21 protein-coding genes and 1 pseudogene are annotated in these 21,987 nt (G+C 73.0%); 7 read left to right on the forward strand and 15 right to left on the reverse strand.

The features are described 5' to 3' along the window. The 8 genes and pseudogenes from ACWEGE_RS29820 to ACWEGE_RS29855 form a co-directional block, all read right to left on the reverse strand. On the reverse strand, window positions 1-510 hold the full coding sequence (locus ACWEGE_RS29820) for a hypothetical protein (RefSeq protein ID WP_449663756.1): 510 nt from the start codon (window positions 508-510) through the stop codon (window positions 1-3). Window positions 511-519: 9 nt separating this feature from the next. After that, window positions 520-975 carry a tRNA (cytidine(34)-2'-O)-methyltransferase gene (locus tag ACWEGE_RS29825; RefSeq protein WP_449663757.1) on the reverse strand — a complete coding sequence of 152 codons (456 nt, stop codon included), beginning with the start codon at window positions 973-975 and terminating at the stop codon, window positions 520-522. 4 nt (window positions 976-979) lie between these two features. Further along, window positions 980-1,402: an acyl-CoA thioesterase gene (locus ACWEGE_RS29830; protein WP_449663758.1), complete on the reverse strand. Its 423-nt coding sequence runs from the start codon at window positions 1,400-1,402 to the stop codon at window positions 980-982. A gap of 14 nt (window positions 1,403-1,416) precedes the next feature. Next, on the reverse strand, window positions 1,417-2,361 hold the full coding sequence (locus ACWEGE_RS29835; protein ID WP_449663759.1) for a TAXI family TRAP transporter solute-binding subunit: 945 nt from the start codon (window positions 2,359-2,361) through the stop codon (window positions 1,417-1,419). Beyond that, window positions 2,358-3,752 (reverse strand): sensor histidine kinase, encoded by a 1,395-nt coding sequence (locus ACWEGE_RS29840; RefSeq protein WP_449663760.1) that lies wholly within the window; start codon window positions 3,750-3,752, stop codon window positions 2,358-2,360. The genes ACWEGE_RS29835 and ACWEGE_RS29840 overlap by 4 nt, the downstream gene beginning before the upstream one ends. A 3-nt stretch (window positions 3,753-3,755) precedes the next feature. Next, entirely contained in the window at window positions 3,756-4,424 is a 669-nt protein-coding gene (locus ACWEGE_RS29845; protein ID WP_449663761.1) for a response regulator transcription factor, read from the reverse strand. Between the two features lie 7 nt (window positions 4,425-4,431). After that, on the reverse strand, window positions 4,432-5,742 hold the full coding sequence (locus tag ACWEGE_RS29850) for an MFS transporter (RefSeq protein ID WP_449663762.1): 1,311 nt from the start codon (window positions 5,740-5,742) through the stop codon (window positions 4,432-4,434). A gap of 150 nt (window positions 5,743-5,892) precedes the next feature. Continuing rightward, window positions 5,893-6,318: pseudogene (locus ACWEGE_RS29855) on the reverse strand (GntR family transcriptional regulator); the annotation flags it as partial. A gap of 466 nt (window positions 6,319-6,784) precedes the next feature. On the opposite strand from ACWEGE_RS29855, the gene fabG reads away from it, so the two are divergent. Further along, window positions 6,785-7,489, forward strand: coding sequence for a 3-oxoacyl-ACP reductase FabG (gene fabG / locus ACWEGE_RS29860; protein ID WP_449663763.1), 705 nt, complete (start codon window positions 6,785-6,787; stop codon window positions 7,487-7,489). Window positions 7,490-7,520: 31 nt separating this feature from the next. Beyond that, entirely contained in the window at window positions 7,521-8,288 is a 768-nt protein-coding gene (gene fabI, locus ACWEGE_RS29865) for an enoyl-ACP reductase FabI (RefSeq protein WP_449663764.1), read from the forward strand. 3 nt (window positions 8,289-8,291) lie between these two features. Here the strand turns inward: fabI and ACWEGE_RS29870 are convergent, their stop codons facing one another. Beyond that, window positions 8,292-9,452 (reverse strand): Cmx/CmrA family chloramphenicol efflux MFS transporter, encoded by a 1,161-nt coding sequence (locus tag ACWEGE_RS29870; protein WP_449663765.1) that lies wholly within the window; start codon window positions 9,450-9,452, stop codon window positions 8,292-8,294. A gap of 68 nt (window positions 9,453-9,520) precedes the next feature. Further along, a complete protein-coding gene (locus ACWEGE_RS29875) occupies window positions 9,521-10,102 on the reverse strand; it encodes a TetR/AcrR family transcriptional regulator (protein WP_449663766.1) in 582 nt (193 codons plus the stop codon). A gap of 87 nt (window positions 10,103-10,189) precedes the next feature. Here ACWEGE_RS29875 and ACWEGE_RS29880 point away from each other — a divergent pair, with 87 nt between their 5' ends. Then, a complete protein-coding gene (locus tag ACWEGE_RS29880) occupies window positions 10,190-11,233 on the forward strand; it encodes a ferrochelatase (RefSeq protein ID WP_449663767.1) in 1,044 nt (347 codons plus the stop codon). Here ACWEGE_RS29880 and ACWEGE_RS29885 read toward each other — a convergent pair. Together ACWEGE_RS29885 and ACWEGE_RS29890 are read right to left on the reverse strand one after the other, a co-directional pair. After that, window positions 11,230-11,988 carry a class I SAM-dependent methyltransferase gene (locus tag ACWEGE_RS29885; RefSeq protein WP_449663768.1) on the reverse strand — a complete coding sequence of 253 codons (759 nt, stop codon included), beginning with the start codon at window positions 11,986-11,988 and terminating at the stop codon, window positions 11,230-11,232. The two genes, ACWEGE_RS29880 and ACWEGE_RS29885, sit on opposite strands and share 4 nt — an antisense overlap. A gap of 4 nt (window positions 11,989-11,992) precedes the next feature. Then, window positions 11,993-12,790, reverse strand: coding sequence for a hypothetical protein (locus ACWEGE_RS29890; protein WP_449663769.1), 798 nt, complete (start codon window positions 12,788-12,790; stop codon window positions 11,993-11,995). 100 nt (window positions 12,791-12,890) lie between these two features. Here ACWEGE_RS29890 and ACWEGE_RS29895 point away from each other — a divergent pair, with 100 nt between their 5' ends. Both ACWEGE_RS29895 and ACWEGE_RS29900 read left to right on the forward strand, forming a co-directional pair. Beyond that, window positions 12,891-14,288 carry an ATP-binding protein gene (locus ACWEGE_RS29895; protein ID WP_449663770.1) on the forward strand — a complete coding sequence of 466 codons (1,398 nt, stop codon included), beginning with the start codon at window positions 12,891-12,893 and terminating at the stop codon, window positions 14,286-14,288. Further along, complete coding sequence (locus tag ACWEGE_RS29900) at window positions 14,285-16,246, forward strand: hypothetical protein (RefSeq protein ID WP_449663771.1); 1,962 nt, start codon at window positions 14,285-14,287, stop codon at window positions 16,244-16,246. Before ACWEGE_RS29895 ends, ACWEGE_RS29900 begins: the two co-directional genes overlap by 4 nt. A 35-nt stretch (window positions 16,247-16,281) precedes the next feature. On the opposite strand, the gene ACWEGE_RS29905 is transcribed toward ACWEGE_RS29900, so the two are convergent. Continuing rightward, window positions 16,282-17,544 (reverse strand): amidohydrolase family protein, encoded by a 1,263-nt coding sequence (locus ACWEGE_RS29905; RefSeq protein ID WP_449663772.1) that lies wholly within the window; start codon window positions 17,542-17,544, stop codon window positions 16,282-16,284. 53 nt (window positions 17,545-17,597) lie between these two features. Between ACWEGE_RS29905 and ACWEGE_RS29910 the strand changes: the two genes are divergently transcribed. Both ACWEGE_RS29910 and mshC read left to right on the forward strand, forming a co-directional pair. Continuing rightward, complete coding sequence (locus ACWEGE_RS29910) at window positions 17,598-18,374, forward strand: MerR family transcriptional regulator (protein WP_449663773.1); 777 nt, start codon at window positions 17,598-17,600, stop codon at window positions 18,372-18,374. 24 nt (window positions 18,375-18,398) lie between these two features. After that, the gene (mshC, locus tag ACWEGE_RS29915) at window positions 18,399-19,640 is read left to right on the forward strand and encodes a cysteine--1-D-myo-inosityl 2-amino-2-deoxy-alpha-D-glucopyranoside ligase (RefSeq protein ID WP_449663774.1); all 1,242 of its coding nucleotides are present in this window, start codon (window positions 18,399-18,401) and stop codon (window positions 19,638-19,640) included. Between the two features lie 52 nt (window positions 19,641-19,692). On the opposite strand, the gene ACWEGE_RS29920 is transcribed toward mshC, so the two are convergent. Together ACWEGE_RS29920 and ACWEGE_RS29925 are read right to left on the reverse strand one after the other, a co-directional pair. After that, window positions 19,693-21,324: an ABC-F family ATP-binding cassette domain-containing protein gene (locus ACWEGE_RS29920; protein ID WP_449663775.1), complete on the reverse strand. Its 1,632-nt coding sequence runs from the start codon at window positions 21,322-21,324 to the stop codon at window positions 19,693-19,695. A 156-nt stretch (window positions 21,325-21,480) separates the two neighbouring features. Next, a complete protein-coding gene (locus tag ACWEGE_RS29925) occupies window positions 21,481-21,957 on the reverse strand; it encodes a MarR family winged helix-turn-helix transcriptional regulator (protein WP_449663776.1) in 477 nt (158 codons plus the stop codon). Between the last annotated feature and the right edge of the window lie 30 nt (window positions 21,958-21,987).

Genomic DNA, 21,987 nt, shown 5'->3' on the forward strand with positions numbered 1-21,987 from the left:
TCAGGCTCGGCGGACGCCGTACAGGCTTCCGCCGAGCAGGGTCACCCCGGAGAGCACGCCGCTGACGAAGGGCACCCACGCCGCGGCGGTCCCGAGCAGGGCGAGCCCGACGACGCCGAGTGTGGTCAGTACCCCGCCGACCACGAGGATCGAGCGCGTCTTCCATGCCGACGCCAGTGCGGCGAAGTGCAGCCCGACGATCGTGGCGATCCACGCGACGTTGGCCTGCACGGGCGCGTCCAGCAGGCTCAGCACGAAGAACCCGGCGACGAGCAGCACCACTTCGCCGATGACGATCACCCGGTAGCTCGGGCCGAACACCGGCCGGCCGTCGAGGGTCGGGCGTCCGCCGGCGCGGACGCCGACAACCACCACCGCCGCCAGGGCGAGCACGGCGAGGGCGCGCAGCACCCAGCCGAGCGCCGCGGGGAGCGGGTCACCGGAGTTGACCAGGACGAAGACCGTGCCGAACGCGGCGCCGATGAGCGCCCCCAGGAACTGCTGTCGCATCCGGCGAACCTACCGGAAGCCGTTTTGGCGCCACGCTTCGTAGACGGTGATCGCCGCGGTGTTGGCGAGGTTGAGCGATCGGTTGGACGGCCGCATCGGCAACCGCACGCGCTCGGTCACTTCGGGTGCCTCCTGCACCTCGGCGGGCAGGCCCACGGATTCCGGCCCGAACACCAGCACATCGCCCGGCGTGTAGGCGATGTCGGTGTACAGCCGGGTCGCGGCGGCGGTGAACGCGTAGACCTTGGCCGGCAGCAACACTTCCCAGGCCGCGGCGAGCGAAGCGTGGACGTGCACGCGCGCCAGGTCGTGGTAGTCGAGCCCGGCCCGGCGCAGCTGCTTGTCCTCCAGGGTGAAGCCGAGCGGCTCGACCAGGTGCAGTTCGCAGCCGGTGTTGGCGGCCAGGCGGATCGCGTTGCCGGTGTTGGGCGGGATTTCGGGGTGGTAGAAGAGAACGCGGAACACGGGCTCAGTCCCCGAGCAGGGCCGCGTAGACCTTGCGGACCGCGTCCGGGGGCGCCTGCGGGCGCAGGGTGGCAGGGTCGATGAAGACGTACCGGAGGGTCGCCGCCGCGACCGGGGTCTCGCCGCGGTGGATTTCGAAGTCGAAGATCAGCGACGTCGTGCCGAGGTGGTTCAGGTACTGGGAGACGACCAGCTCGTCGTCGTGGCGAGCGGGGGAGCGGAACTTGACGTTCGCCTCCGCGACCACCACGTCGGTGCCGTGCGCGAGGAATTCTTCGTGCGAGCCGAAGAGCGCCTTCTCCGCCTCGAAGGAGCACATGTCCACATAGGCCAGGTAGTGGGCGTTGAAGACGATGCCCTGGCCGTCGCACTCGTGGTAGCGCACGCGCAGCGGCATCTCGGCGATCGGGCGGCGAGGTGCGGTCACCGCATCAATCTAGTTCAGCCGTGGAGAGCCCGGTACGCGGCCGCTGCGCCCGGCTGCAGCGGCACCGGCTGCGTCCCGATCAGCGTCCGCACGTCGAGGAACTGCGTCCCGACGGCCTCGGCCGGGACCAGCGCCGTCGCGCGCTCGACCAGCAGCCGGACCACGGCCGCGGCGACGTCGTCCGGCAGCGAAGGCGCGCACACCAGGAGGTTCGCCACGCCGATCGTGCTCAGCGCGCCCACCCCGCGGTACGCGCCGTCGGGCACCTGGACCTGGTCGTACACCGGGCCGTAGGCCGCGCGCAGGGCCGGGACCACCGAATCCAGCGGCAGCAGCGCGATCGGGGTCGTGCGGGTGAGCTCGGCCAGCTTGGGCGTCGGGACCCCGCCGGACCACAGCATCGCGTCGATGCGGCGGCCGGCCAGCGCGCGGACCGCGTCGTCGAACAGCAGGTGGCGGGCGTCCACCGCCACGCCCGCGTTCGCGAACACGCGCTCGCCGAGCTGGGCGGCGCCGGAGCCGCCCGCGCCCAGGGACACCGGGCGCCCGGCGAGGTCGGCGAGCGTCCGCACCGGCCCGTCCGCCCGCACGACCAGCTGCAGGTAGTTCTCGTACACCCGGCCGAGCGCGAACAGTGGCACCTTCCCGGCGAACGGCGGCGCGCCGGCGAGCGCGGTCTGGGCGACGTCGGCGAGCACCAGCCCGAGGTCGGCCTGGCCGCGCTGCACGAGCCCGACGTTGGCCACGCTCGCTTCGGTCGGCACGGCGGTGGCGTGCAGCAGCGGTTCCGCGCGGTTCAGCTCGGCCGAAAGCAGCTCGGCGAAGGCCAGGTAGAACCCGCCGCGCTCGCCGGCGGCGATGGTGAGCGGGCGTTCCGGGCCGTGGTAGCCGGCCGTCGAACACCCGGCCAGCGCGAGGCCGAGGCCGCCGAGCAGGGCCGTGCGGCGGGTGAGCGTCATCCCGGCACCTCCCGCAGCGGCAGCGTGACGCGGACTTCGAGGCCGTGGGGGAGCGCCTGCCGCAGGTCGAGGACGCCGCCGCGGGTGCGCACCTGCTGCTGGGCGATGGCCAGGCCGAGACCGGTGCCGCGCGGCGCGCCTTCGCCACCGGCACGCCAGAACCGCTCGGTCGCCCGTGCTCTGTCCGCTTCGGACAGTCCGGGCCCGTCGTCGGTGACGACGAGGGTCGCGGTTTCCGCGCCGCTTTCCCAATCGGTCGTGATCTTCGCGCCGCGGCCGGCGTAGTGGACGGCGTTGTCCAGCAGCACGTCGAGGATCTGCGCGAGCTCGCCTTCCGGGCAGCGCACGGTCACCGGCTCGTCGTGTCCCGGTGGCGGGACGATCGTCGCACCGGCGTCCTCGGCGGCCGGGCGCCAGGCGTCGACGCGTTCGGCGAGCACGGACGCGAGGTCGCAGGCCTCGTCCGCGCCGCCGGCCGCGACCCGGGTGGCGGTGCTCTCGGCCAGTGCCAGCGCCAGCAGGCCGTCGAGGAGCTTTTCCAGGCGTTCGACCTCGGCGACGGTCGCCCGGTAGGTGGTGTCGTCGCCCTGGACGCGCCCGGCCAGGGAATCGACGCGCAGGCGCAGCGCGGCCATCGGGTTGCGGAGCTGGTGCGAGGCGTCGGCGACCAGCCGGTGCTGCTGCTCGGCGGCTTCGAGCACGGCTTCGGACATCCGGTTGACCTCGGCGGCCAGCGACCGCAGCTCGCGCGGCCCGGTGCGTTCCGGGACGTGCGCGCGGTGCCCGCCGGCCACCGCCAGCACCCCGGTTTCGAGCTCGTGCAGCGGCCGCACCATCCACCGGGCCAGCACCACGGCGAGCAGCACGAACACCATCGCGACCAGCACCGCGCCGGCCCCGATGGTGCCCCACCGGGTGGCGACGTCCGTGGCCGCCGCCGTCACCGACGCGCGCAGCACGACCACCCCGGACACCCGCGTTCCGGTGCCGACCGGGCGGGCGAAGAAGGCCGGTTCGGCCGACCACGGGTCCAGCCGGTCCACCCGCGGCGCCGGTTCGTTGCGCATGGTCGCCTCCACCAGCGCGCGCACCGCCGGGTCGCCCGCGGTCAGGCCGCCCGCCTGCACCAGCGGGAGGCGCCGGGCGTCGACGATGACGACGCCTTCGCCGTACAGCTGGGCGTAGCGCTCGGCGTCGGCGGCCAGGGCCGCGGGGTCGTGGGTGTCGACGGCTTGCTGGGCGAGCACGACGAACCGGTCGACGTCGGCGGTGCGGGCGATGACCAGCTGCTGGGTGCGCTGCTCGGCGGTGGCGGTCAGCAGCGGCCCGGCGAACGCGGCGACCACCGCGAGGGCGAGGGCGACCAGGACCACCAGCAGCCGGGTGCGCACGGGTCAGTCCCGGCCGAGCCGGTAGCCGAAGCCGCGGATGGTGGTGAGCAGGCCCGGCCGGTCGAGCTTGGCGCGCAGCCCGGTGAGGTGGACGTCGAGCGAGCGCGACACCGCGAGGTAGGCGTCGCCCCAGACCTCGTCCATCAGCTGCTGGCGGCTGACCGCGGTGCCGGGGCGCGCGGCGAGCACAGCGAGGATCTCGAACTCCTTGGTGGTCAGCCCGACGTCGTGCCCTCCGACCAGGACGCGGCGGGCGCCGAGGTCGATCTCGACGTCCTCGACGCGCACGACGTCACCGGCCGGGGTGGTGCGGGCCACCGCCCGCCGCACGACGGCGTCCATCCGGGCCAGCAGCTCGGCCAGCCGCACGGGTTTCGTCAGGTAGTCGTCGGCGCCGAGCCGCAGCCCGCGCACGACCGAGCGTTCGTCGCCGCGCGCGGTCAGCACGATCACCGGCACCGGCGAGACGGCCCGGATCTTGCGGAGGACGTCGAGGCCGTCGAGGTCGGGCAGGCCCAGGTCCAGCAGGACGAGGTCGGCCGCGCGGTGGTGGTGCAGCGCGTCGGCCCCGCGGGCGACGCTGGTGACGGGATGACCGCGCGCGTGCAGCGACTCGGCGAGCGCGCCGGCCACACCCGCGTCGTCTTCGACGAGGAGCACGCGCACGGTCATCCCCTTGTCAGCGCTTCTCCAGCTCGGAGGTCTTGGAGGTTTCCCGCATTGTGCCGTAGACGATCAGGGACACCAGGACACAGCCCGCGACGTACCAGAAGAACACCGTCTCGTGCCCGGCGCTCTTCAGCGCCTGCGCGATGAGCTCCGCCGTGCCGCCGAAGACGGCCACAGTGAGCGCGTACGGCAGCCCGACGCCGATCGCGCGGATCTTCGTCGGGAACAGCTCGGCCTTCACGATCGCGTTGATCGAGGTGTACCCGGCGACGATGACCAGCCCGGCCAGCACGAGGAAGAACGCGCCGACGGGGTTGCGGGTCGAGCCCATCACCGTCATCAGCGGGACGGTGAGCAGGGTGCCGCCGACGCCGAAGAACAGCAGCAGCGGGCGGCGGCCGATCCGGTCGGACAGGCGCCCGGCGACCGGCTGCAGGATCGCCGCGACCAGGATCGCGCAGAACAGCACGATGGTGACCTGCCGCCGCGGGATGTGCGCGGTGTTCTCCAGGAACTTCTGGCTGTAGGTGGCGAAGGTGTAGAAGCCGACCGTGCCGCCGAGGGTCAGGCCGACCACGAGTGCGATCTCCTTGGGGTACTTGACGAGCGCACGCAGGGTGCCGCGTTCGCCCTTGCCGTCTTCGGCGGTGCGCCGGTAGCTCTCGGACTCGTCCATGCCCCGCCGCAGCCACATGACGGTGAGCGCGGCGACCGTGCCGACGGCGAAGGCGATCCGCCAGCCCCACGAGGTCAGCTGCTGCTCGGTGAGCAGCGCCTGCAGGATCAGCTGGAGACCGAGCGCGAGCAGCTGGCCGCCGTAGAGCGTCACGTACTGGAAGCTCGAGTAGAAGCCGCGCTTGCCGGGGGTGGCCACTTCGGACAGGTAGGTCGCCGAGGTGGAGTACTCGCCACCGACGGAGAGCCCCTGGACCAGCCGCGCGGTGAGCAGCAGGATCGGCGCGGCGATCCCGATGGTGTGGTAGCTCGGCGTCACGGCGATGAGCAGCGACCCGCCGGCCATCAGCGTGACCGAGAGGACGAGCGCGCTGCGCCGGCCGAACCGGTCGGCGAACCGCCCGAGCATCCACCCGCCCAGCGGCCGCATGAGGAACCCGACGGCGAACACGGCCGCGGACCCGAGGAAGGCGGCGGTGGTGTCGGTCGTGGGGAAGAAGGACTTGGCGAAGTAGGTGGTGAACGCGGCGTAGGCGTACCAGTCGTACCACTCGACCAAGTTGCCGATCGAGCCGCGCAGCACGTTGCCGATCACGCGCTTTTCGCTGACGGCCCCCTCGCTCGTGGGGCTGATCCGGGTTGTCATCGTCGACCTCCTGTGTTGCGACTCACGGTGACCAATGGCCGGATGAGCGGCAAGGCGGGGAGGCAGTTCCTAACACGCGCTTAGGACGGTGATGTTCTCCGGCGTTCTTGCGACGGGTCAGTCCGCGGGCCACTCGTACGACAGCTCGTAGCGATCGCGCACGGTGACCTCTTTCCCCTCGGCTATTGCGAGCTGGCCGGCTACGCGTGCGTCGGCGGGTTCGAAGCGGATCTCGACGGACGTCGACGGTGTGAACCCGCGTGTCGCGGCGTCGGCGAGGAACGCGCCGCGGTTTCCCTCGCGTGCGTCGCGGGAAAGTCGCGATCGGGCGATTCGCCGAATGCCGGCCCGCGGGCGCACGAAGACGCCGCGTCCGTGCTCCGAGACGATCAGGCCTTCGCTGCGCAGCACATCGACGGCCTCGCGGACCGTCGGTCGCGAGACGCTGTACGTCTCGACAAGGTCGTGTTCGCTGGGCAACTTCGTGCCGGGTGCGAACCGGCCGGAGACGATCTTCTCGCGAAGATCGGCCGCGACCTGGCGGAAGGCCGGGACTCCGGGGGATGGATCGACCATGTCCCGAGCCTTCCCCTTGCCAACTCGTCTTGACAAGCTGAATCGTGATTGGCACTGCCGGCCATCAACATGTCAGGACGAGTAGCGGTGAGGCGGGAAGGTGGCGGCGGTGATCCACAGCCACCCGGAGGCGATGCATCCGGTCGTCGAGGGGGAGCGGCATCGGGCCAGGTCGACGGGGATTCCCGTGGCGGCGCAGGGCACCACCGGGCCACGGCGGTCTTGCGGCGCTCGACGATACGAAGATCGTCGAGAACGGTGCGGGCGGATCGGGGAACCCTGCGTCGACCTCCTGTGTTGCGACTCACGGTGACCAACCAGCGGGTAACCAGCAAGGTCGGGAGGCAGTTCCTAACACCCGCTTAGGACGGTCGCGGCGAGCCCCGGGCGCGGGTGCGCGACCCCGCGGCCCTGCCGATAACCTCGTGCCCGACAGCAGCGCACGGCGGAGAAGAGGGAGAACACAGTGGGACGGTCCGTTCTGGTCACCGGGGGCAACCGGGGCATCGGTCTGGCGATCGCCCGGGACCTCGCGGAGCAGGGGCACCGGGTCGCCGTCACGCACCGTGGGTCGGGTGCGCCGGAGGGGCTGTTCGGGGTGCAGGCGGACGTCACCGACACCGAGCAGGTCGACGCCGCCTTCAAGCTCGTCGAGGAGCAGCAGGGGCCGGTCGAGGTGCTCGTCTCCAACGCCGGGCTCACCGACGACACGCTGCTCATGCGGATGAGCGACGAGCAGTTCGAACGCGTCCTGAACGCGAACCTCACCGGCGCCTTCCGGGTCGCGAAGCGGGCCTCCCGCGGCATGCTGCGCGGCAAGTGGGGCCGGTTCGTCTTCATCTCCTCCGTCGTCGGTCTCTCCGGCTCGGCCGGGCAGGCCAACTACGCCGCGTCCAAGGCCGGGCTGGTCGGGTTCGCCCGCTCGCTGGCCCGGGAGCTCGGCTCGCGCAACATCACCTCGAACGTCGTCGCGCCCGGGTTCGTCCACACCGACATGACCGACGAGCTGCCCGAGGCGCGCAAGAAGGAAATCCTGGCGCAGGTGCCCTCCGGCCGGTACGCCGAGCCGTCGGAGATCGCCGCCGCCGTGCGCTACCTGGCTTCCGACGAGGCCGGCTACGTCAACGGTGCCGTGCTGCCCGTCGACGGCGGCCTCGGCCTCGGCCACTGACACCATCCGAAACCCGAGACTTGGAGGACCCGTGCCCGGACTGCTCGAAGGCAAGCGCCTGCTGATCACCGGCATCATCACCGACGCTTCGCTCGCCTTCCACGCGGCCAAGATCGCGCAGCAGGAGGGCGCCAAGGTCGTGCTGACCGGCTTCGGCCGGATGTCGCTGGTCGAGCGCATCGCGAAGCGGCTGCCCGAAGAGGCACCGGTGATCGAGCTGGACGTCACCAACCAGGAGCACCTGGACTCCCTCGCGGACAAGGTCCGCGAGCACGTCGACGGCCTCGACGGCGTGCTGCACTCGATCGGCTTCGCCCCGCAGACCTGCCTCGGCGCGCCGTTCATGGACGCGCCCGCCGAAGACGTCAAGACCGCGATCGAGATCTCGACGTACTCGTACATGTCGCTGGCGAAGGCGTGCCTGCCGCTGCTGGGCCGGGGTTCGTCGTACGTCGGCATGGACTTCGACGCGCGGGTCGCGTGGCCGGTCTACAACTGGATGGGCGTCGCGAAGGCCGGCCTCGAGTCGGTCAACCGGTACCTCGCCAAGGAGCTGGGGCCGCAGGGCATCCGCGTCAACCTGGTCAGCGCGGGCCCGATGAAGACGATGGCCGCCAAGTCCATCCCGGGCTTCGTCGACCTGGAGGACGGCTGGGGCGAGCGGGCGCCGCTCGGCTGGGACAGCACGGACCCGGACCCGGTGGCCAAGAGCGTCTGCGCGGTCCTGTCGGACTGGCTCCCCGCCACCACCGGCTCGATGATCATGGTCGACGGCGGGGTCCACTTCCTCGGCGTCTGAGTTTCACACGGCCGCGAGCTCACGGTCGTCGCTGCGCTGCACGGCGGCGGCGACCGTGAGCGCGGCCAGCGTGGCCACGCCGAGGGCGATCCCGGTCCACGCCACGCTCGGGAAGCCCAGCCCGGCGTCGATCGCGACCCCGCCCAGCCACGGCCCGGCGGTGTTGCCGACGTTGAACGCCGAGGTCGTGCTCGCGCCGACGAGCGTGGGCGCGTCGCCGGCGGCCTGGAACGCGCGCAGGTTCAGCGCCGGGTTCGCGCCGAACGCGGCCACGCCGAAGACGAGCACGGCCGCCACGGCCACCAGCGCGTCGGTGGTGAGGGCGAGCACGAGCAGAGCGGCCAGCGCCAGGGCGAGACAGCCGTAGAGCGTCGCGAACGGCCGCCGGTCGGCCAGCCGGCCGCCCGCGCTGATCCCGATCAGCGCGCCGACGCCGAACAGCGCCAGGACACCGGGCACCCAGCCCTCGGCGAGCCCGTCGGTCTCGGTCAGCAGGGGCGCCAGGTAGCTGAAGGCGGCGAAGATCATGGCCTGGCACAAGGCGATCACGCCGAGCGCGAGCCAGACCCGGCCGCGGCGGTAGAGCCGCAGTTCGCCGCGCACGCTCAGCGGCCCGCCGGTCGTCTCCGGCACCAGCAGGGCCACGCCGGCCACCGCGAGCAGTGTCACCACGGCCACCGCCCAGAACGCCGTCCGCCAGCCCGCGTGCTGGCCGAGGAACGTGCCGGCGGGCACCCCGGCGATGTTCGCCACGGTCAGCCCGCCGACCAGCACCGCCATCCCGCGCCCGCGCCGTTCGACCGGCACGAGCGCGATCGTCGTCGCCAGCGCCACGGCCCAGAACCCGGCGCAGGCGAGGGCCGCGACCACGCGGGTCGCGAACAGGAGCGCGTAGCCCTCGGCGAGCGCACCGACGACGTGCGTCACCGCGAACACGCCGAGCAGGGCCAGCAGCGTGCGGCGGCGGGGGAGCCGCAGCGTCCCGATCGCCAGCAGCGGCGCGCCGACGACCATGCCGACCGCGAACGCCGAGATCAGCAGCCCGGCGTCGGGGATGCTCACGTGCAGGTCGGCGGCCATGCCGGGGAGCAGGCCGGTGATCATGAACTCGGACGTGCCCAGCGCGAACACGCTGAGCCCGAGGACGAAGACGGCCAGGGGCATGGTTTCTCCTCCTGTTGTGTATTGATCAGTCCAAAACTCGGGCGTGCGCAGCACCGGCGCGGCGGTCCCTAGCGGACGAGCGCGGAAAGGGCGATGTCGGCGACCGCGTGCATGCTCTCGCGGCTGGTGCCGCGGCGGGCCATCACCCGCAGGCCCGACGTCGTGCTGAGCAGGAACTCCGCCACCTCGGCGGGATCCAGGCCGTCCCGGAGGCTGCCGTCGAGCACGCCCTCCCGGACGCACTCGGCGAACATGGCGAGGTTCCGGTCGGTGTCGGCCTGCAGGGCGGCACCCACCTCGTCGTCGGGCAGGCCCAGTTCGGCCAGCGTGTTGACCACCAGGCAGCCGCGGCGGCGCTCTTCGAGATCGTCCTCGATCGCGCTGTCGAAGACCGCGGCGATCCGTTCGGCCGCGGTGCCCGGGCCGTCGAGGATCGCCTGGCGCTTGTCCAGCTGCGTGGTCGTGTAGTGCGCCAGCGAGCGCCGGAACAGGGCCCGCTTGCTGGTGAAGGTGTTGTAGACGCTGCTGCGGCCGAGCCCGGTGGCCTCGCACAGGTCCTGGGTCGAGGTCGCTTCGTAGCCGCGTTCCCAGAAGGCGTGCATCGCCTTCTCGACGGCGGCGGTCTCGTCGAACTCCCGTGGCCTGGCCATGGGCAGACCCTACCACGGTTTTGTACTGACCGATTCATAATGGGGACCGGGTCAGCGTGCGGCCCGCCACAACGGCAAGATGACGGGGTGGGATACGACGCGTTGCTGTGGCTTTCGTTCGGCGGTCCGGAAGGGCCCGAAGACGTCATGCCGTTCCTCGAAAACGTGACCAGGGGCCGGGGGGTGCCGCGCGAGCGGCTCCTGGAGGTCGCCGAGCACTACCAGCACTTCGGCGGGGTCTCGCCGATCAACAAGCTGAACCGCGACGCGATGGCCGCGGTCGAGAAGCAGCTCTCGGCGGCCGGCATGGACCTGCCGGTGCACTTCGGGAACCGAAACTGGCACCCGATGGTCGAGGAGACCCTGGCCTCGCTGACCTCGGAGGGCGCGAAGCGGGTCCTCGTGTTCCCCACGAGCGCGTACGGCGGCTACTCGGCGTGCCGCCAGTACGACGAGGACATCGAGCGCGCCCGCGCGGCGGTCGGTGCCGAAGCCCCCGAACTGGTGAAGATCCGCCAGTTCTTCGACCACCCGCTGTTCGTCTCGGCGGTCGCCGACGGGGTCCGCGCGGCCCACGCGTCGCTGGGCGACGAGCCGGGCATCCGCACGGTGTTCACGGCCCATTCGGTGCCGGAGAGCGCGGACCGCGCCTCGGGCCCGCCCGCGGAAGGCGGCCGCCGGTACTCCCGCCAGATCGCGGAGGCGGCACGCCTGGTGGCGGCCGAGGCCGGGATCGCGGAGTACGACGTCGTCTGGCAGTCGCGGTCCGGGCCGCCGCAGGTGCCGTGGCTGGAGCCGGACATCGTCGACCACCTCGACGCGCTGCACGAGCAGGGCGTTCCGGGCGTGGTCGTGTCGCCGATCGGGTTCGTGTCCGACCACCTCGAGGTGATCTGGGACCTGGACAACGAGGCGGCGGAACGCGCGGCCGAGCACGGGATGAAGTTCGCCCGCGCGGCGACGGCGGGGGCCGACCCGCGGTTCGCGGAGCTGGTGGTGGAGCTGATCCGCGAGCACACGCACGGCGTGGCGCCGCGCAAGCTGTCGCCGTTCCCGTCGGCGGGCTGCACGGTCAACGGCGCGCCCTGCGCGATCGGCTGCTGCGAACCGGCGAAGCGCCCCGCCCGTTAGGTCCGGCGCCCCACGAGGTGGAAGACGCGGCTGAGCCGGCGGTACGGATCCCGCCGGCCGGCCTCGAACTCGACGGCCGCGATGCGCTCGGCTTCGGCCGGGTCCGGCGGAGCTCCGCTGAGCTCGAGCCAGTCGACGAACAGCCAGACCCCGTACCACTGAACGGGTTCCACGCCGCGGCGGCGAAGCGCTTCGCTCAGTTCTTCCACGGTGTCGGCGCGGGTCGGCAGGCCCAGCACCCCGGTTTCGGTGCGGGTGCCGAACGCTTCCAGGGCGTCTTCCCAGCGTCCTTCCATGGCGGGGCGGACCGCCGCGGCGTCGGCGTTGCCCGTCATGATCGAGACGAGCCCGCCGGGCGCGACGCACCGGCACAGCTGGTCGAGCACGGGGTCCGGCTGGTCGAGGTAGCCGAGCACGCCGTGGCACAGGACGGCGTCGAAGCGGCGGCCGGCGACCGCCGCCGAGGCGTTCGCGCCGTCGGCCTGCACCAGCCTCACCCGGTCCGGCAGCCGCTGCCGGGCCTTGGCCAGCATCGCCGCCGACGAGTCGAGCAGGGTGACGTCGTAGCCCGCCCGGACCAGCGGGAGCGACTGGTGACCGGCCCCGCCCCCGACGTCCAGCACGGAGGCCGGTGCGGTAGGCAGGTGCTCCAGCAGCTGCCGGTGCATCACATAGGTGCGCACGCGCCCCTTGGCCGACGCGTAGGCCCCGTCGGCGAAATCGCCGGCCACCGCGGCCCAGGTGTCGCCCGGCACCGCGCTAGCCTTCGCGGGCCGTCTGCTCCGCGAACACCCGCACCGCTTCGTTGACCGCCGCGCAGCGGGCCGTCCGGACCGCGTCCGACAGGGGCCGCAACGCCTGCGCACGCAGCGAAGAAGCCGAGGCCGACAGCGCGCCGCCCGGGTCGTCCGAGGACGCGATGGCCAGGATCGCCGCGATCTCTTCGGACCGCTGCAGCACGCGCAGCGCGCGGCCCGGCGTGCCGGCCGGCCAGTCGACGTCCGGCCGCGAGCGCAGGTGGGCCGACAGCTCCGCGCGCACGCCCGGCCGGTCCGAAGCCACGTCGAGGGACTGCAACGCCCCGGCGCTGGCGCGGATCGCGTCCGTCAGCCCGTGTTCGGCCTCGCCGAGCGGGACGTACTCCGGGGTCGACGGCGACGGCAGCGAGTAGACCGTCCAGCGCACCAGGCCTTCGGCGATCGGCTCCGGCACCAGGCCGAACCCGAGGTCGGGCAGCACCAGCGCGTCACCCGCGCGCAGCGCCGCTTCGGTGAAGGGGCCACCGCCGCCGAGGCCGCGGACGTCGCCCGGGACCGGCAGGACCAGCTGGAGGGATTTCGCTCCTTGCGAACGCAGCGCCATCAGCAGCTGCACCGGCGTGGCCGCCCGGTTGAACGCCAGCGGGAGCGCGAAACTGTCGGCCGCGGCCGCGTCGGCGGCCACGACGTCATGGGCCTCACCCCACGCGAGCAGGGCATCGAGGACATCGTCGGACGCGGCGGCCCCGTTGAGCCACGCGCTCGACCAGACGGCGAAAGTCGCACTGGGACGGCACACGACGCCCTATTTTACCTGGCCCGCGGACAACACAGCAGTGCGCCCACGCTGGAGCCGCTCCACGTCGACGCACCGCCGATCCGGCAGTAGCGTCGAGGAGGTGAACGCTGTTCCAGACGCTCTTCCCCGCACCGCCGGGGCCCTGCGCGCGGCCGGGTACGAGCCGCGCCCGATCGCGCAAGAGATCCACGACAACCTGCTGACCGCGCTCAAGAACGGCGAAGACGCCTGGCCCGGCATCGTCGGGTTCTCCCGCACCGTGCTGCCGCAGCTCGAGCGCGCGCTGCTGGCCGGCCACGACGTCGTCCTGCTCGGCGAACGCGGCCAGGGCAAGACCCGCCTGCTGCGCACCCTGGCCGGCCTGCTCGACGAGTGGACGCCCGTCATCGAAGGCTCCGAGCTGGGCGAACACCCGCTGCAGCCGATCACGCCCGCGTCGATCCGGCGCGCGGCCGAGCTCGGCGACGAGCTGCCGGTGGGCTGGCGCCACCGCTCCGAGCGCTACACCGAGAAGCTCGCCACGCCCGACACCTCGGTCGGTGACCTGATCGGCGACGTCGACCCGGTGAAGGTCGCCGAAGGCCGCAGCCTCGGCGACCCGGAGACCATCCACTTCGGCCTCGTCCCGCGCGCCCACCGCGGCATCGTGGCCATCAACGAGCTGCCCGACCTCGCCGAGCGCATCCAGGTCGCGCTGCTGAACGTGATGGAGGAGCGCGACATCCAGGTCCGCGGCTACACGCTGCGGCTGCCGCTGGACGTGCTGCTCGTGGCCACCGCGAACCCCGAGGACTACACCAACCGCGGCCGGATCATCACCCCGCTGAAGGACCGCTTCGGCGCCGAGATCCGCACGCACTACCCCCTCGACGTCGAGGCGGAGGTCGCCGTCGTCCGGCAGGAAGCGAACCTCGTCGCCGAAGTGGGCGAGCCGCTGCTGGAGGTGCTCGCCCGGTTCGTCCGGAACCTCCGGGAATCCACGGTGATCGACCAGCGCTCCGGCGTCTCGGCGCGGTTCGCCGTCGCCGCGGCGGAAACCGTGGCGGCCGCGGCGCTGCGGCGAAGCGCGCTGACCGGCGAGGAGCCCGCGGTGGCCCGCCCGGTCGACCTGGACGCCGTCCCGTCGGTGCTGCGCGGCAAGATCGAGTTCGAGCCCGGCGAAGAGGGCCGCGAAATCGAGCACCTCGTGCACCTGCTGCGGATGGCGATCGCGGAAACCGCGCGCGACCGGTTCGCCGGCCTGGACCTGCGGCCGCTGGCCGACGCGGTCGGCGAAGGCCACCTGGTCTCCACCGGCGAGCGCGTGCCGGGCAAGGACGTCCTCGCGGCCCTGCCGGAACTGCCGGTGCTGCACGAGGTCGCCCAGCGGGCAGGCGTCGCCGCCGACGAGCCCGCCGGGCGGATCGCGGCCGCCGTCGAACTCGCCCTCGAGATGTTGTTCCTTTCGCGAAGGCTCGCGAAGGATTCCGACGACGCGACGACCGTCTACGGCCGATGACCGCGGTCCCGCTTCCCGACGGCTACTCCTACGGCCCGTGGCACGACGGGCCGGACCCCCTCGCGCCGCCGGCCGACCTGCGCGACGCGCTCGACGAGATCGGCCAGGACGTCATGGCCGGAGCGTCGCCGCGGGCCGCGCTGGAGGAGATGCTGCGGCGCGGCACGAACCGCACCGCGGGCCTCGACGAGCTGACCCGGCGCCTGTGGCAGCGCCGCTCGCAGATCCAGCGGCGCAACAACCTCGACGGCACGCTGCAGGAGGTCCAGCGCCTGCTGCAGGAGGCCCTCGACGCCGAACGCCGCGAGCTGTTCCCGGACCCGGACGACGACGCCCGGTTCCGCGAGGCCCAGCTCGACGCGCTGCCGCCGGGCACGGCCGCGGCCGTCAACGAGCTGGCGAACTACGACTGGCGGTCCGAGCAGGGCCGCGAGAACTACCGGAAGATCCGGGACCTGCTGGGCCAGGAGCTGATGGAGTCCCGGTTCCAGGGCATGAAGCAGGCGCTGCAGAACGCCGGGCCCGAGGACGTCGAGCGGATCAACGAGATGCTGGGCGATCTCAACGACCTCCTCGAAGCGCACGCCCGCGGCGATGAGGACATCCAGCAGCGCTTCGAAGACTTCATGGGCAAGCACGGCGAGTTCTTCCCGGAGAACCCGCGCACCGTCGAGGAACTGATCGACGCGCTGGCCGAGCGGTCGGCGGCCGCCCAGCGGATGCTGAACTCGATGTCGGCCGAGCAGCGCGCCGAGCTCGCCGAGCTGACCCAGCAGGCGTTCGGCGACCCGCGCCTGGCGCAGCAGCTGTCCCGGTTGGACGGTCAGCTGCGCGCGGCGCGGCCGGGCGAGGACTGGACGGGTTCGGCGCGCTTCCGCGGCAACAACCCGCTGGGCATGGGTGAAGGCGCCCAGGCCATGCAGGACCTCGCCGAGCTGGACGCGCTGGCCGAGCAGCTCGGCCAGTCCTACCCCGGCGCGCGGCTGGAGGACATCGACCTGGAGGCGCTCGAGCGCCAGCTGGGCAAGGACGCGGGCGTCGACGCTCGCCGGCTGGCCGAGCTGGAGCGCGAACTCCGTCGCCAGGGCCTGTTCGAACGTGCCGCCGACGGCTCGCTCCGGCTGTCGCCCAAGGCGTTGCGGCGGCTCGGCGAAACGGTGCTGTCCGACATCGTGAACGCCCTGCGCGGCAAGACCGGCGAGCGCGAAACGGAGTCGGCGGGAGCGGCCGGCGAGCCCACCGGCGCGTCGCGGCCGTGGCGGTTCGGGGACATGCAGCCCTGGGACGTGCCGCGGACGATCCGCAACGCCGTCCTGAGGTCGGTGTCGGTGGGGGAGCGGCAGGTCCGGCTGGACGTCGAGGACGTCGAGGTGGTCGAGACCGAGCACCGGACGCGGGCGGCGGTGGCGCTGCTGGTCGACACGTCGTGGTCGATGGTGCAGGAAGGCCGCTGGCTGCCGATGAAACGCACGGCGCTGGCGCTGCACCAGCTGATCAGCACCCGCTTCCGCAACGACGCCCTGCAGCTGATCACCTTCGGCCGCTACGCGCAGTCGATGGAGCTGCCGGAGCTGGTCGGCCTGGAGGGCGCGTGGGAGCAGGGCACCAACGCCCACCACGGGCTCCTGCTGGCCGGGCAGCACCTGCGACGGCACCCGGACGCCCAGCCGGTGGTCCTGATGGTCACCGACGGCGAGCCGACGGCCCACCTGGAACCCGACGGCGAGGCGGTCTTCGACTACCCGCCCCAGCCGCGGACCCTCCACAAGACACTGTCCGAAGTGGACCGCCTGGCCAAGCTGGGCGCGTCGATCTCGGTGTTCCGACTGGGCGACGACCCGCGGCTGACCTCGTTCGTGGACCTGATCGCCCGCCGCTCGGGCGGCCGGGTGATCGCCCCGGACCTGGACGGCCTCGGCGCGGCGGTGGTCGGGGACTACCTGCGCACCCGGCGGTGACGACAGGCGGGCGCGCACCCCGCGCCCGCCTGTCCTCAGAGCCCGATCCCCAGCCGGTCGCGGACCGCCGCGATCACCTTGTCCGTCTGCGCGCGCAAGGCGGCCGTCCCGGCCTGCTCGTCCGCCGAGCCGACGTACCCCGTCAGGTCCGCCCGGACGCCCTGCCGCCACACCGCGGCAATCCGCTGCGTCGCCGTGATGTCCACGTCGGGACGCCCCGGGACCAGGACGAGGTCCGCTCGCAGCCCGGGCCGGAGCCGGCCGCGGTCGGCGAGGCCGAACACGTCGGCGGTCCGGGCCGTCGCCGCGGTGAGGGCCGCCGTCGGCGAGAATCCCGCAGCCACCAGATGACCCAGCTCGCGGTGCAGGCTCGCGCCGTGCACGGTTCCCGGGTTGGGCGCGTCCGTTCCGGCCAGCACCGGAACGCCGGCCTCGTGCAGCAGCCGGGCGTTGGCCCGGGCCGCTCCGAAGTCCGGCAGCCGCGGCGGCAGCCACCGCTGTGCCTGCCGTTCGAGGACCGCGCACCACGCGGGCCCCAGCCGCGCCACCAGGTCCGGCGAGTCCAGCAGGCCGCCGGTGCCGGGGAAGCCGTCGGCGATCGAGAGCGTCGAGATCACCGCGACGCCCGCGGCCGCGATCGCCTCGGCCTGGGCGCCCGTCAACGCGTCGAACGGCACGTGGGCGAGCACGTCCACCCCGGTGGGCAGCAGCTCCAGCGCCGCGCGGGCGGTCGACACGTGCGCGGCGACGACCAGCCCGGCCGCGTGCGCGGCCTCGGTCAGCGCGGCGATCGTCGGCACGTCCAGCGACGGCATCGGCATCGGCCCGCCGCCGGTGCCGTCGTCGTACAGGACCTTGAGGTGGGCCGCGCCTTCGGCGAGGCGGTCCGCGACGAATCCCGGCGCGTCCTCCGGTCCGGTGACGTACGGGAAAGGCGCGTACATCAGGCTCGGGTGCCCGCCCGGCGCCGTGGCGCCGATGCCGGAGGAGCGCACGTCGGCGGTGCCGGGCCCGGCGGCGAGGGCCTCGCGGACCGTGTCCGGCTTGCTGAACATGTCGAGCACGGTCGTGACGCCGAAGGTGAGCGCCTGCCGGGGCGCGCCCGGCAGCAGGTGCACGTGGGCGTCGATCAGCCCGGGCAGCAGGGTGCCGCCGCGGGCGTCGACGTGCTCGTCACCCGGACGGCGCAGGGTGCCGGCGCCGACCGCGGTGATGCGGCCGTGCGCGATCCGGATCGCGGTGTGGTCGGTGAGGCGCTCGCCGTCGAAGACGCGGGCACCGGTGATGGTCGTGGTCACCCGCACCACGGTAAAAGTTGACATGGTGTGAAGGTCAATCCCAAGCTGGACGGATGCAGTACTCGATCAGCCAGGTCGCGAAGGCGTCCGGCGTCTCGGCGCGGATGCTGCGCCACTACGACGCGATCGGCCTGCTCCCCCCGGCGTCGGTGGCGGCGAACGGCTACCGCTGGTACGGCCGGCCCGAACTGCTGCGCCTGCAGCGCATCCTCCTGCTGCGGCGCCTCGGGCTCGGCCTGGCCGAAATCGGGGCCGTGCTGGGCGGCCAGGTCGACGAGGCGGCCGCGCTGCGCGGGCACCTGGCCCAGCTCGAAGAGGAGCGGCGCCGCCTCGATCGCGTGATCGCCACCGTCGAGGAGACGATCGGCGACCTGGGCCACGCCCGGATCGAGGACCCGGACCGGTTCTTCGCCGGGCTGCGCAAGGACGGCGCCGCCATGCGGCAGAGCTACCGCGGGACGTTCGGCGAGGGGGCCGCGGCGGCCTTCGACACCGCCCAGGCCGCCCAGGCGGGCCTCACCGCCGCGGACTACGAGCACGCCGCCGCGCAGGGCACCGCGCTGTTCCGGCGGCTGGCCGCCGTCATGCGCTCCGGTGCCGCGCCGGAAGACCCGGCCGCGCTCGACGCCGTCGCCGAGCACTACGAGTCCGTGAGCCACTTCTGGCAGCCGACGGCCCCGGCGTACGCGGCGATGGGCGGGCTGTACCTGAACGATCCCCGGCAGCGGGCGCTGGCCGAGCGGGCCGATCCCGACCTCCCGGCGTGGCTGGCGCGCGCGATCGAAGCGTACGCCCGCGTGAGGCTCGTCCCACCGCTCGGGAAGACCTGACCCACCAGCCCTTACAGTCGAGGTATGCAGACTTGGTCATCGGTCGACGTGCCCCGCATCCCCGGCACCCCCCGCCCGCTGCGGCTCCACGACACGGCCACCGGGCAGATCCGCCCGACCGCGCCCGGCGCCACCGCCCGGATGTACGTCTGCGGCATCACGCCCTACGACGCGACGCATCTGGGGCACGCCGCGACGTACCTCGCCTTCGACCTGGTGAACCGCGTCTGGCGGGACAACGGGCACGACGTCCACTACGTGCAGAACGTCACCGACATCGACGAGCCGCTTCTGGAGCGGGCGGAGCGCGACAAGGACGACTGGGTCGTGCTGGGCATGCGCGAGACGGCGCTGTTCCGCGAAGACATGACCGCGCTGCGCGTCATCCCGCCGCAGCAGTTCGTCGGCGCCGTCGAGAGCATCCCGGAAATCGTCGAGGTCATCGCGAAGCTGCTGGCCAACGGCGCCGCGTACCGCGCGGACGACCCGGAGTTCCCCGACGTCTACTTCGACCACACGGCCACCGGCAAGTTCGGCTACGAGTCGAACTACGACGAGCCGACCATGCGGAAGTTCTTCGCCGAGCGCGGCGGCGACCCCGACCGCGCCGGCAAGCGCCACCCGCTGGACGCGCTGCTGTGGCGCGTGGCCCGCGAAGGCGAGCCGTCGTGGGAGTCCGAGCTGGGCGCCGGCCGTCCGGGCTGGCACATCGAGTGCAGCGCGATCGCGGTCAACCGGCTGGGCCTCGGCTTCGACCTCCAAGGCGGTGGTTCGGACCTCATTTTCCCGCACCACGAGTACAGCGCGGCGCACGCCGAGGCCGTCGCGAAGGACGGCCCGTTCGCCCGCCACTACGTGCACGCCGGGATGATCGGTCTCGACGGCGAGAAGATGTCGAAGTCGCGCGGGAACCTCGTGTTCGTCTCGCGGCTGCGCGCCGACCAGGTCGATCCCGGCGCGATCCGGCTGGCGCTGTTCTCCGGCCACTACCGGGAAGACCGGCCGTGGACTGCCCAGCTGCTGGCCGACGCCGAAGCCCGGCTCGCGCGCTGGCGCGAAGCCGTCTCGCTGTCGACCGGCCCGGCGGCGGCGGAGAACACCGTCACACGGCTGCGCGACCACCTGTCCGACGACCTCGACACCCCGAAGGCCCTGGCGGCGATCGACGCGTGGGCGAACGAGGCCCTCCGCCGCGACGGCACCGACCCGACGGCCCCGGGTCTGATCCGCGACGCCGTCGACGCCCTCCTCGGCATCGAACTCTGACCACGACGGGAGGGCCCGGCCGTGCGCCGGGCCCTCCCGCGTGTATAACGCCCTATACCGCGACCGGCCGGCCGTCGGCCAGCTCCAGGTGGTCGCCGGCCCAGTCCCGGCGCAGCCACCGGTCGTGGGACGCGATGACGACCGCGCCCGGCGCCGCTTCCAGAGCCGCGAACAGTTCTTCCGCCAGGGTCAGCGAAATGTGGTTCGTCGGCTCGTCCAGCAGCAGCACGTCCGGCGGGTCGGCGAGCAGGATCGCCAGCGCCAGCCGCCGCCGCTGGCCCACCGACAGCGCTCCGACCGGCTGTCGCAGGTCCCGTGACGCCAGCAGGCCCAGCCGGCTCAGCGGGGGAGCGTCCTCGCCGAGCGCGTCCCGGTAGAGCCGGGCCGCGGTCCGTTCCGGCTCGGCGAACACGACGTCCTGCGCCAGCAGCCCGACCCGCACACCGTGTCCGAAGTGGACCGTCCCGGCCGGCGGCGTGAGCCGGCCGGCCAGCACCGACAGCAGCGTCGACTTCCCGGCGCCGTTGCCACCGGTGACGAGCAGCCGCGCCGAACCCTCGACGTCCAGCCGCGGCAGCGACAACCGCCCCGGCACCTCCAAGGCGCGCACCGAGATCGCCGGGCCCTCGCCGGTCGCCCGGCCGGTGAGCTCCGCCCGGAACCGCAGCGGCGCCGGAGGTTTGCGCACCTGGTCGCGTTCCAGGTGTTCCAGCCGCTGCTCGGCGTCGCGCACCCGCCGCGAGATCGTCTTCTGGACGCGGGCGCCCTTGAACGCGTGGATGAACTTGTCGTTGTCGCGGGGGCCGCGGCCGTAGGCGACGTTGCGCGCGGTGACCGCGACGGTTTCCCGCAGCTCCTTCAGCTCCTCCTGCTCTTCGGCGTAGCGCTGCTCCCACCGCGCCCGCTCGGCCTTCTTGTGGCCGAGGTAGTCGGTGTAGCTGCCGCCGTAGCGGACCGCGCCACCGGCCTGGCGATCGGCGGCGGCCGGGTCCAGGTCGACGATGTCGGTGCACACGGCGTCGAGGAACACCCGGTCGTGCGAGGACAGCACCACGATCCCGGTCAGCTCGGTGAGGTGGCGTTCCAGGAAGGCCATCGCGGTGTCGTCGAGGTGGTTGGTCGGCTCGTCGAGCAACAGCGTCTCGGGCTGCCGGATCAGCAGGGCCGCCAGGCCGAGCCGGGACCGCTGCCCGCCCGACAGGGTGCCGAGCCGCCGGTCCGGTTCGACGCCGCCGAGGCCGAGCCCGTCGCAGACGAGCTTGGCGCGGCGGTCGGCGTCCCACAGGTCGTGGGCCTGGGCCCACTCCAGCACCCGGCCGTACTCCTCGAGCACGCCCGTGTCGTCGGGCCGGTCGGTCATGGCCGCGGTCAGCTCGTCGAGCCGGGCCGCGGCGACCCGGATCTCGGCCAGGGCGTCGTCGAGCACGTCGGCGAACGTCGCGTCCATCGGGAACGGCAGCTCCTGCAGCAGGAACCCGACGTCCGGGCCGCGCAGCACCTCGCCGGACCTCGGCTCTTCGAGCCCGGCCAGCAGGCGCAGCAGGGTGGACTTGCCGGTGCCGTTCTCGCCGACCAGGCCGAGCCGCTGCCCGGCCGAGGCGGTGAGGGAAACGCCGTCGAGGACGACGCGGGTGCCGTAGCCGAAGACGACGTCCTTGGCCTGCAACGGAAAAACGGGAGACATGTGCGATCACCGAGCCCTGGGGGGAAGAAAGCGGGATCCCGCACCGGGCGTCGTGGCACGCGGGAGCGTCGGCTCGACCGGTGCCGCCTCAGGCGGGATGGGCGCGGTTCAGTTCCTCATAGTGGAACCAGGTTAACGCAACAACCGTAGAGTTAGTCAACTGGTTATGGTCTGGGTCACATCCGGTAGCTCGCCGGTCGACCGTTCGGCCGCCGCGGTGCCGTCGGTGAGGAACTCCAGCAGGGCCGTCAGCTGACGGCGGTCGAACCGGGCCAGGCGCTCGCCGACGAACCGGGCCATCGGCGCGTACAGCTCGGCGAGCTCGGCCATCCGGTCGGGCAGCGGCCGGACGACGAGCCGGCGGCGGTCCGCCGGGTCGGGCGCGCGCTCGGCGAGCCGGTGCCGTTCCATCCGGTCGAGCAGCCGGGTGAACGCGCCCGTGCTCATCCCGAGCAGCCGGGCGAGTTCGGAGGGCGAATCGCTGACGCCGCCGTGGAGCAGGTGCAGGCAGTGCAGCTCGGTCGGGGTGACGGCCATCCGCTCGGCGACCGCCGCGTGGAAGAGCGCGGTCGACCCCACGAAGCGGGGGAGGGCGAGGGCGGCGGCGGTGGCGAGTTCGCGCTGGTCGGGCAACGTCCATCCAAGGTCGGGTGACGGTGCAGT

This window comes from Amycolatopsis sp. NPDC004747 (assembly GCF_053601335.1).

What these genes read in the sequence shown, in the direction of transcription:
- ACWEGE_RS29820 (WP_449663756.1), bottom strand. Translation starts at nt 510, where the DNA reads ATGCGACAGCAGTTCCTGGGGGCGCTCATCGGCGCCGCGTTCGGCACG.
- ACWEGE_RS29835 (WP_449663759.1), bottom strand. Translation starts at nt 2,361, where the DNA reads ATGACGCTCACCCGCCGCACGGCCCTGCTCGGCGGCCTCGGCCTCGCG.
- ACWEGE_RS29845 (WP_449663761.1), bottom strand. Translation starts at nt 4,424, where the DNA reads ATGACCGTGCGCGTGCTCCTCGTCGAAGACGACGCGGGTGTGGCCGGC.
- ACWEGE_RS29850 (WP_449663762.1), bottom strand. Translation starts at nt 5,742, where the DNA reads ATGACAACCCGGATCAGCCCCACGAGCGAGGGGGCCGTCAGCGAAAAG.
- ACWEGE_RS29870 (WP_449663765.1), bottom strand. Translation starts at nt 9,452, where the DNA reads ATGCCCCTGGCCGTCTTCGTCCTCGGGCTCAGCGTGTTCGCGCTGGGC.
- ACWEGE_RS29875 (WP_449663766.1), bottom strand. Translation starts at nt 10,102, where the DNA reads ATGGCCAGGCCACGGGAGTTCGACGAGACCGCCGCCGTCGAGAAGGCG.
- ACWEGE_RS29900 (WP_449663771.1), top strand. Translation starts at nt 14,285, where the DNA reads ATGACCGCGGTCCCGCTTCCCGACGGCTACTCCTACGGCCCGTGGCAC.
- ACWEGE_RS29910 (WP_449663773.1), top strand. Translation starts at nt 17,598, where the DNA reads ATGCAGTACTCGATCAGCCAGGTCGCGAAGGCGTCCGGCGTCTCGGCG.
- mshC (WP_449663774.1), top strand. Translation starts at nt 18,399, where the DNA reads ATGCAGACTTGGTCATCGGTCGACGTGCCCCGCATCCCCGGCACCCCC.
- ACWEGE_RS29920 (WP_449663775.1), bottom strand. Translation starts at nt 21,324, where the DNA reads ATGTCTCCCGTTTTTCCGTTGCAGGCCAAGGACGTCGTCTTCGGCTAC.